Origin of the sequence: Micromonospora sp. NPDC051296 (assembly GCF_040682255.1) — a bacterium.
Lineage (GTDB): Bacteria > Actinomycetota > Actinomycetes > Mycobacteriales > Micromonosporaceae > Micromonospora > Micromonospora craterilacus.
This window is the reverse complement of sequence record NZ_JBFBAO010000293.1, coordinates 1-9,057: the sequence shown is the minus strand read 5'-3', so window position 1 is coordinate 9,057 and position 9,057 is coordinate 1. Positions and strand designations below refer to the sequence as shown.

General features: G+C 73.6%; 8 protein-coding genes. 3 read left to right on the top strand and 5 right to left on the bottom strand.

Annotation, left to right across the window (positions count from 1 at the left end; genetic code table 11):
• Positions 1 to 120: 120 nt before the first annotated feature.
• Positions 121 to 1,020 carry an alpha/beta hydrolase gene (locus AB0M52_RS25350; protein ID WP_363958381.1) on the bottom strand — a complete coding sequence of 300 codons (900 nt, stop codon included), beginning with the start codon at positions 1,018 to 1,020 and terminating at the stop codon, positions 121 to 123.
• 128 nt (positions 1,021 to 1,148) lie between these two features.
• Here AB0M52_RS25350 and AB0M52_RS25345 point away from each other — a divergent pair, with 128 nt between their 5' ends.
• Positions 1,149 to 1,313, top strand: coding sequence for a hypothetical protein (locus AB0M52_RS25345; RefSeq protein ID WP_363958379.1), 165 nt, complete (start codon positions 1,149 to 1,151; stop codon positions 1,311 to 1,313).
• 9 nt (positions 1,314 to 1,322) lie between these two features.
• On the opposite strand, the gene AB0M52_RS25340 is transcribed toward AB0M52_RS25345, so the two are convergent.
• Together AB0M52_RS25340 and pta are read right to left on the bottom strand one after the other, a co-directional pair.
• The gene (locus AB0M52_RS25340) at positions 1,323 to 2,441 is read right to left on the bottom strand and encodes an acetate kinase (RefSeq protein ID WP_363958387.1); all 1,119 of its coding nucleotides are present in this window, start codon (positions 2,439 to 2,441) and stop codon (positions 1,323 to 1,325) included.
• Between the two features lie 47 nt (positions 2,442 to 2,488).
• The gene (pta, locus tag AB0M52_RS25335; RefSeq protein ID WP_363958376.1) at positions 2,489 to 4,594 is read right to left on the bottom strand and encodes a phosphate acetyltransferase; all 2,106 of its coding nucleotides are present in this window, start codon (positions 4,592 to 4,594) and stop codon (positions 2,489 to 2,491) included.
• Between the two features lie 393 nt (positions 4,595 to 4,987).
• Between pta and AB0M52_RS25330 the strand changes: the two genes are divergently transcribed.
• Positions 4,988 to 5,746, top strand: a complete 759-nt coding sequence (locus AB0M52_RS25330; RefSeq protein ID WP_363958373.1) for a hypothetical protein — start codon at positions 4,988 to 4,990, stop codon at positions 5,744 to 5,746.
• Positions 5,739 to 7,928: a glycosyltransferase gene (locus AB0M52_RS25325; RefSeq protein ID WP_363958371.1), complete on the top strand. Its 2,190-nt coding sequence runs from the start codon at positions 5,739 to 5,741 to the stop codon at positions 7,926 to 7,928. Before AB0M52_RS25330 ends, AB0M52_RS25325 begins: the two co-directional genes overlap by 8 nt.
• On the opposite strand, the gene AB0M52_RS25320 is transcribed toward AB0M52_RS25325, so the two are convergent.
• Both AB0M52_RS25320 and AB0M52_RS25315 read right to left on the bottom strand, forming a co-directional pair.
• Positions 7,915 to 8,922 (bottom strand): glycoside hydrolase family 6 protein, encoded by a 1,008-nt coding sequence (locus AB0M52_RS25320; RefSeq protein ID WP_363958368.1) that lies wholly within the window; start codon positions 8,920 to 8,922, stop codon positions 7,915 to 7,917. The genes AB0M52_RS25325 and AB0M52_RS25320 overlap by 14 nt on opposite strands.
• A 5-nt stretch (positions 8,923 to 8,927) precedes the next feature.
• A partial coding sequence (locus AB0M52_RS25315) for a DUF6104 family protein (RefSeq protein ID WP_363958384.1) occupies positions 8,928 to 9,057 on the bottom strand: 130 nt, incomplete at its 5' end.

Genomic DNA, 9,057 nt, shown 5'->3' with positions numbered 1-9,057 from the left:
TGGAGCAGCCGACCAGCGCGCTGGCGAACAGGGCACTGGCGAGCAAGGCGGAGACGGCGCGGCGCGACATGGCTTCGATTGTGCCTCGCCCCGCCGTCCGACCCGCCCTGCTGTTCGGGTTCAGCCGGCGGGGCGGGTCTCGAAGGTGGTCACGCCGGACAGTTGGGCCCGGGTGGGCAGCCGGCGGGCGGCCTCCAGGTCGCCGTAGAGGGTCCAGCGGAGGAAGTCGGTGGTGGCGCCGAGCACCTGGGCGAATCCCGGCCGGCCGGGGATGAGGTACTCGCCGTGCCCCTGCCCGAGCAGGCTCAGGAAACAGGCCGGCCCAGGCGTACGGCGGTACGCGGCCCGGCCGACGCTCACCGGGATCACCGAGTCGGCGGTGCCGTGCACGAAGAGTATGGGCGCGGGGAGACCGGCGAAACTGCCCGCCATCCCGCCGCCGGCGATCACGATGCCGGCCCGCAGCCGGGCCGGATGCCCGGAGGTGAACATGCCGGCCGTGGTGAAGCCCCCAGCCGAGTGACCGGCCGCCGCCATCCGCTGCACGTCGAGATGGCCGGCGAGCGGGTCGCCGCGCCGGCCGTCGAGCCGGACCAGGTGCCGGATGACCCGCCAGCCGTCGGCCGGCTGGTTGCGTACGTCGGCCCGGGAGAACCGGGTCGCGCCGCGCCGGGTGTGCGGATAGGTCGGCGCGGCCACCACGAAACCGGCGGCGGCCCACCGGGCGGTCAGCCCGGCGTGCAGCTCGGGCAGGCTGGCCAGGCCGTGGCTGTAGACCACCACCGGGAACCGCCCGTCGGCCACCCGGCTGCCCTGCGTCGGGTACCAGAGGGTGACCGGCAGGGGGCGGGGCGAACCGGCGTCGACGACGAACGTCCGGACGCCCACCGCGTACGTCACCTGCGGCGCCAGCCGGTTCGGCGCCGACCGGACGGTCGGGTCGCTGGTCGTCGCGCAGCCGGTCAGGCACGCCACCAGCAAGGCCATCGTCGACGCGGCGAGCCGCCGCCTGATCCCCACGGCATCACGGTAGAACCCCGGGTCACCCGCCCGGGTGCCGTCTGTCGGGTCCGCGCGGCACCCGCCGCCCGGCGTGTACGAGGTGTACCGGACGGTCCGACTGGACCGGTTTCGCTAAGGTTCGCGACATGGCTGAGAACTACACCGACCCGAGCGGTAACACCGAGGCATTCCGCGCCTTCGCCAACCCGGAGGGTCCGGCGGAGACGGCGTCGCGCACCGGACTGATCGTCGCAGCGGCGGTCGTCGCGGTGGTGCTGGTCGCCCTCGCCACCTGGCTCGCCTTCGGCTGACCCGCCCGGTCAGCCGGCCGCCGCGAGCACCTCCCGGGCCTCCCGGGCGATCTCGCGTTCCTCGTCGGTGCCGACGACGCAGACGGCGACCTCCGCGCCGTCCGGCGAGATCAACCGGTCGCCGCTGCCCGCGTTGCGGTCCGGGTCGACGGTGATACCCAGCCGGCCCAGGCCGGCCAGCGCCGCCGCGCGTACCGGCCCGGCGTGCTCACCGACCCCGGCGGTGAAGGTGACCGCGTCCACCCGGCCGAGCAGGGCGTAGTACGCCCCCACGTAGCCCGTGATCCGGTGGCAGTAGACGTCGAAGGCGAGCGCCGCCGCCTCGTCCCCGGCCGCGCGCTGGGCCAGCACCTCGCGCATGTCGTTGGCGCCGGTCAGCCCGAGCAGGCCGCTGCGGTGGTTGAGCAGGTCGTCGATCTCGTCGACGCCCAGCCCACCCTCCCGGCGCAGGTGGAAGACGATGGTCGGGTCCAGGTCGCCACTGCGGGTGCCCATCACCAGGCCCTCCAGCGGGGACATCCCCATCGAGGTGGCGATGCTGCGCCCACCGGCGACCGCGCACGCGCTGGCCCCGTTGCCCAGGTGCAGGGTGATCGTGTTGACCTCGGCGTACGGGCGGCCCAGCAGCTCCGCGGTACGCCGGGAGACGTACGCGTGCGAGGTGCCGTGGAAGCCGTACCGCCGGATGCCGTACCGCTGCGCGATGTCCCGGTCGATGGCGTACGTGGCGGCGGAATCGGGCAGGGTGTGGTGGAACGCCGTGTCGAAGACGGCGACCTGAGGCACCCCGGGCAGCGCGTCGCGGGCCACCGCGATGCCGGCGAGGTTCGCCGGGTTGTGCAGCGGCGCCAGCGGCACCAGGTCGGTGATGGCGGCCAGCACCGCGTCGTCGACCAGTGTCGGGGAGGTGAACCGCCGGCCGCCATGCACCACCCGGTGACCGACGGCGGCGAGCCCGCTCAGGTCCAGCCCGGCCAGGATCTGCCGGACCGCGCCGGCGTGGTCGGCCGGGCCGCCGCCGGGCTCGCCGATCCGCTCGACGGTGCCCTTGGCAGTGACGCGCTCCCCGTCGTACAGCCGGTACTTGACCGACGACGACCCGCAGTTGAGCACCAGCACCTTGCTCATGTCACTGCCCTGGCGCTCCATCGCGCCGACCTGGCCGCTGCGTTCGCTCATGACACCGCCTCGTCGGACGGCATCGGAGCCTCGGCGAGCGCGGCCGCCTGGATGGCGGTGATCGCCACGGTGTTGACGATGTCCGGCACGGTGGCCCCCCGGGAAAGATCGTTGACCGGCCGGCGCAGGCCCTGCAGCACCGGCCCGACGGCCACCGCCCCGGCCGAGCGCTGCACCGCCTTGTACGTGTTGTTGCCCGTGTTCAGGTCCGGGAAGATGAAGACCGTGGCCCGACCGGCGACCGAGCTGCCGGGCAGTTTCGTCGCCGCCACCGCCGGGTCGATCGCCGCGTCGTACTGGATCGGCCCCTCCACGGCCAGTTCGGGCCGGCGCTGGCGGACCAGCGCGGTGGCCGCCGCGACCTTCGCCACGTCCGCCCCCGCGCCGGAGCTGCCGGTCGAGTAGGACAGCATCGCCACCCGGGGCTCGATGCCGAACCGGGCCGCGGTGTCGGCGGAGGAGATCGCGATGTCGGCGAGCTGGGCGGCGTCCGGGTCGGGGTTGACCGCGCAGTCGCCGTACACCAGCACCCGGTCGGCGAGCAGCATGAAGAAGACGCTGGAGGCGACGGAGACCTCCGGCACGGTCTTGACGATCTCGAACACGGGTCGGATGGTCGCCGCAGTGGTGTGGGTGGCGCCGGAGACCATGCCGTCGGCGTAGCCGGCCCACACCATCATGGTGCCGAAGTAGTTCGGCTGCGCGACGATGTCGTACGCCAGCTCGACGGTGACCCCCCGGTGGGCGCGCAGCTTCGCGTACGCCTCGGCGAACTCGTCGCGCCACTGGCTGGTCGCCGGATCCACCACCCGGGCCGCGCCGATGTCGACGCCCAGTTCCCGGGCGCGCCGGGCGACCTCGTCGGGGCGGCCGAGCAGGGTCAGGTCGGCGACTCCCCGGCGCAGCAGAATCTCCGTGGCGCGCAGGATCCGCCCCTCGGCCCCTTCTGGCAGCACCACGTGCCGGCGTCGGGTTCGGGCCCGATCGATCAGGTCGTACTCGAACATCAGCGGGGTGACCCGCTCGGAGCGGCTGACCCGCAGCCGGCTGGCCAGCTCGGCCGTGTCGACGTGCGCCTCGAACGCGCCGAGCGCGGCCTCCACCTTGCGCGGGTTGGCCGCGCTGGGCCGGCCCTCGATCCGGCTCGACGCGGCCACCGTGTGGTAGCTGTCACTGGGCACCGAGAGCACCGCGAGCCGGGCGTTCAGTGCCTCGACCAGCCGCATAGCCCGGGGGTCGGGCGGCACGCCGAGGGTGAGCACCAGCCCGGCCAGCGACACCTGACCGGCAACGTGCGCCGCGCTCGCCGCAACCAGCAGGTCGTCCCGGTCGCCCGGCATGATCACCAGCGCGCCCTCGGTCAGGTGGTCCAGCAGGGTCGGCACGTGGGCCGCGCCGACCACGTAGTCGAGCACGTCGCGGCCGAGGGCGGTGTCGTCCCCGGCCAGCAGGGTGGCGCCGAGCGCCGCCGACACCTCGGCCACCGTCGGCGCCGACACGCTCGGCACCTCCGGGATGGCGTACGCGGGGACCGGCAGGTTGGGCAGCGTCATCGTGCCCGGCACCCGGTTGGCGAGCACCGCGAGCACGGTCGCCCCGAGATCGGCGACGTCGTGGTACGCCCCACGGGTGGCAGCGGTGATCGCCGCCGGCTGCTGCCCGAACCCGTCCACCACGGGCACCACGACGCTGCCGAACTCCGTCGCCAGCCGGGCGTTGAAGGCCAGCTCGCGCGGCCCGGCGGTGTCACCGGCGCCGGCGAAGTCGCTGCCCACCACGACCATCGCCGGGAAACGCCGTTCCACGTCCCGGTAGCGTTCCACGACGCGGGAGATCAGCTCCTCCCGCCGACCGTCGGCGACCAGGGCGGTCGCCTCGGCGTAGGTGCTGCCGGAGAGATCCTCGACCGGCAGCCCGACCCGGTACCGCTCGCTGAGCAGGGCGAGGATCGGGTCGGGCCGGCCCTGCGCGACCAGCGGCCGGAAGATGCCGATCCGACCGACCTGTCGGGACAGCAGCTCGGCCAGGCCGAGGGCGATGGTCGACTTTCCCCCGCCCGAGCCGACGCTGGTCAGGTACACGCTTCGGGCCACGAAACTCACGCTACAAGATCCAGGTCCGTCCCGCCCGGGTCCTCGTACCCGGGTCCGCGGGCCGTCCGGTGCCGGCCCCGCCGCCGGGTAGCTGACCGGGGGCTCGACCGAAAGGATCTTCATTTCGGTCCGTCCGGGCCGTGCCGGGGGCCGGTTCGGGCGATCTTGGTGGGGCCGTGAGTCCGACCGTGGCTGGGCCGTTCGAACCAGTGCGGGCGGGGGTTCGTCAGGTCAGGGAGGACGGCCCGGGCGGCGGCCAGCCCACCGGTCGAGCCGGCCCTCACGCTCCGCAGGAACGCGGTCACGCCGAGGTCGGGTGGGTGGTTGGTCGACTGCAACTTGCATCCCGATGGCCGACTCCGCATGCAAGTCGAGGATCGCTCACTCCTAAACTCCCGACTCATGACCGCGGATCCCCAGGCCAGCGCTGATCCGGCAACCGGCGCGCTGGGCGGCGGGCGGTCCGCGGTAGACGAGAGCGGTGTCGACCAGCCCGGCCGACCGGGCGCAGAAGCGATCACCGTGATCTGGCGTACCGTGGACGCCCCGACCGTGGTGCAGCCGGCCGTACCGGCCGTGGACCCGCCGGCCGCGCGCGCGTTGACCGGCCTGCGGCCGGCGCTGGACGCGCCGACGGTGATGATGGTGCGCGACGACAGCCCCACCACCGTGATGGCGGCGATTCCCCAGGCACCACCGGTCTTCGTCGACCCGAGCGGCCGGCGCCGGTCCCGGCTGCGCTGGATCGCGTACGCCCTGGGGTTGATGGGCCTGCTCTACACCGGACTGGTCGTGGCGAGCTTCGCGGGCGGTCCGGTCAACCCCGAGACGGTGCTGCCTTTCGTGGAACAGACCCAGCAACCCTGGCAGCCGCCCCCGGCGCCATCGCTGCCCGCCGCCGAGGCACCCGCGGCGAGCACCCCGGCCGCGCCGCGGACCACCAGCGGTACGCGGGCACCGGTCACACCGTCCCGGCCCCCGTCAACCTCAGCCGTTCCGGCGGCGCCTAGCCGCGTACCGTCGTCGGCGCCGGCCGAACCCCGTGCGACGCGGGCGACCGCGCCCGCGTCCACACCCAGCGTCGCACCGCCTCCCAGCGACCCGGCTCCGGTCATCGACCCTCCGGCCAGCCCCGACGCCGGTACGCGCGTCGATGACTGACCGGCCGTCGCGGCGGACCCGCCGGCCGGGGCTGGGCCGGCGCGTCGTACCGCCACCGAGTTGGACCGTGTTCGGCGTGCTGTGCACCGTGCTGGCCGGCGTGCTCCTCGTCGGCGCGTACGCCAACGCGTCCTTCGCCCCGGACCGGCACCAGACCCAGGCCGGGCAGCATGAGGTGCCCACTTCGGTGGTCACCGGTGGCCCGATCATCAGCACTACGGGCGGGCAGAGCCGCTCGTACCGGCTGCCGCCGCGGACCATCGTGCTCACCTTCGACGACGGCCCGGACCCGGTCTGGACCCCGGAGGTGCTGCGGGTGCTGGCGGCCCACCAGGTCCCGGCAACCTTCTTCGTGGTCGGGTCGCAGGTGGCCCGTCACCCGGACCTGGTCAGGGAGCTGGCCGCGGGCGGCCACGAGCTCGGCGTACACACCTTCACCCATCCGGACCTGGCCGCCCTGCCGGGCTGGCGGCGCCGCATGGAGTACACCCAGACCCAGCTGGCCGTCGCCAGCGCGGCCGGGGTGCGCACCTCGCTGATCCGGTTCCCGTACTCCTCGTACGCGGCGGCCATCGACGACCAGAACTGGCCGGTGTTCACCCAGGCCGGCGACCTGGGCTACCTGAGCGTGCTCAACGACACCGACAGCCGGGACTGGGCGCTGCCCGGCGTGGACCAGATCATCGCCAACGTCACGCCGCCCGGATACTCCGGCGCCGTCACGCTCTGGCACGACGCGGGCGGCGACCGGGCCCAGACCGTGGCCGCCCTCGACCGGTTCATCCCACTGATGAAGGAGCGCGGCTACCGGTTCGTCACGGTGACCGGGGGGTTGAACCTCGCGCTCGCCGAGGCCGGGATCGACCACCAGGTCAGCGTGGGCCAGCCGGCCGGCGCGGGGGAGCGCGGGCGCGGCCGGATGCTGATCTGGGCGGTACAGGGCGCGGACCGGACGCTGGGCGTGCTCGGTTGGATCTTCGTCGCGGTGGGCGTGCTCACCGTGGGTCGTACCGTCCTGTTGTTCGTGCTCGCCGGCCGGCACGCGCGCCGGCGCCGCGCCAAGGACTGGGCGTGGGGACCACCGGTCACCGAGCCGGTGTCGGTGATCGTGCCCGCGTACAACGAGAAGGAGGGTATCGCCGCGGCGGTCCGCTCCCTGGCCGGCGGTGACCATCCGGGCGGCATCGAGGTGATCGTCGTCGACGACGGTTCCACCGACGGGACGCCGGAGATCGTCGAGGCGCTCGGGCTGCCCAACGTCCGGGTCGTCCGCAAGCCCAACGGTGGCAAGCCGAGCGCCCTGAACACCGGCGTGGCGCTGGCCCGGCACGACCTGATCGTGATGGTCGACGGGGACACCGTGTTCGAGCCGGACTCCGTGCGGCGGCTGGTCCAGCCGTTCGCGGACCCGCAGGTGGGGGCGGTCGCCGGCAACGTCAAGGTGGGCAACCGCGACAGCCTGATCGCCAAGTGGCAGCACATCGAGTACGTGATCGGCTTCAACCTGGACCGCCGGCTCTACGAGACGCTGCGCTGCATGTCCACCGTGCCCGGGGCGATCGGCGCGTTCCGACGGCAGGCGCTGGAGTACGCCGGTGGGATGACCGACGACACTCTGGCCGAGGACACCGACATCACCATGGCGCTCGGCCGGGCCGGCTGGAAGGTGGTCTACGAGGAGACGGCCCGGGCCTGGACCGAGGCGCCGACCACGCTGGGACAGCTCTGGAAGCAGCGCTACCGGTGGAGCTACGGCACCATGCAGGCGATGTGGAAGCACCGCCGCTCGCTGCTGGATCGTGGTGCCTCGGGCCGGTTCACCCGTCGCTGCCTGCTCTTCCTGAGCCTGTTCGGGGTGCTCCTGCCGTTGCTGGCCCCGGTGATCGACCTGCTCGCGCTCTACGGGCTGTTCTTCCTCGACCGGACCGCGACGGTCGTCGCCTGGCTGGTCATGCTCGGGGTGCAGATGCTGACCGCGGTGGTGGCGTTCCGGTTGGACCGGGAGAAGCTGGGCGTGCTGTGGGTGCTTCCGTTGCAGCAGTTCGCGTACCGCCAGCTGATGTACCTGGTGATGATCCAGTCGGTGGTGACCGCCCTGACCGGCGGTCGCCTCGGCTGGCAGAAGCTCCGCCGCACCGGCCTGACCCCCACCCCCGAGTCCGCCGGGGTCAATCGCGGGTGAGGGAGATGGCGTACTCGGGCCAGAAGTCGCCGCTGGGCGGCTCGCCGGGACGGCAGTCGCCGTCGGACTCGCCCGGGTACTTGACCCAGAGCAGGGCGTCCACCCGGGGCAGGCCGGTGTCGGCCGTCGGGTCCTCGCCGATCGCCCGCTCGGGCGGGTTGCACCAGCTCGGCGCTCCCTTGACCCGGTTTCCCGGGTAGGGGCCGTTGCCGTTGCGGCTGGTGTCGATGACGAACCGGGCGTCGCCGCCGAGTGCGTCGGAGATCCGGTGCCCGTAGGCGACGTTGTCCTCGGTGCGGACGAAGTTCGCCACGTTGAGCGCGAAGCCGTCCGCCTCGGCCACCCCGGCCCGGCGCAGGCCGGCCGCCAGCGCCTCGACGTCCTTGATCCAGCCTGGGTGTCCCGCGTCGAGGTAGATCTGGGCGGAACCGGTGCTGGCCAGCACGGCGACCGCGTCGCGCAGTAGCGCGAGCCGGCCGTCGGAGTCGCGTACGCAGCCGGCCACCGCGTCCGGGAGCGCGCCCGGTTCGAGGACGACCGTCACCGGACGGCCGGCTATGCCAGCGGCCACGTCGCGGATCCAGGACTGGTACTCGGCGCCGGAACCAGCTCCGCCGTCGCCCCGCCGGCCACAGTCCCGCTGCGGCACGTTGTGCACCACCAACACCGGGATCTGGCCGGCGATCGCGGCCTGCCCCAGGAAGGTGTCGACCTCCTCGCGGGCCGGGCCGCCGGTCAGCCACTTCGCGCTCGGCCGACTGCCGATCGCGCGCAACGCCTCCGCCTCGGCCGTCTCGCCGCGCGCCGCGCGCCGGTCCGCCTCGGTGTCGGCCGGGTTCGCCGGGTCGACGTAGAAGACCGACGGCGGGGGCGGCGGCGCGCCCCCGGCCACCTCGGGTACCGGGTGCGGTGCGGGGTCCGCGCCGCACCCGCCCAGTAGCAGCGTCAGGGCCATGCCGGCCGCCGCGACGCGGGCCGGTTGCTGGCTGCGCACCGGAATCAGTCGTCGTCTTCGTCGTCGAGCCGGGCGAGCCAGGTGGCGAATCGCTCGATCGGGGTCTCGAACTCAGGGTTCAGGTCGACGAAGTCGCGCAGCCGCTCGCCGAGCCACTCCATGCTGACCTGCTCG

Coding starts and splice junctions, on each gene's coding strand:
- AB0M52_RS25345 (WP_363958379.1), top strand. CDS start 1,149: ATGGCTGAGAACTACACCGACCCGAGCGGTAACACCGAGGCATTCCGC.
- AB0M52_RS25340 (WP_363958387.1), bottom strand. CDS start 2,441: ATGAGCAAGGTGCTGGTGCTCAACTGCGGGTCGTCGTCGGTCAAGTAC.
- AB0M52_RS25330 (WP_363958373.1), top strand. CDS start 4,988: ATGACCGCGGATCCCCAGGCCAGCGCTGATCCGGCAACCGGCGCGCTG.
- AB0M52_RS25325 (WP_363958371.1), top strand. CDS start 5,739: ATGACTGACCGGCCGTCGCGGCGGACCCGCCGGCCGGGGCTGGGCCGG.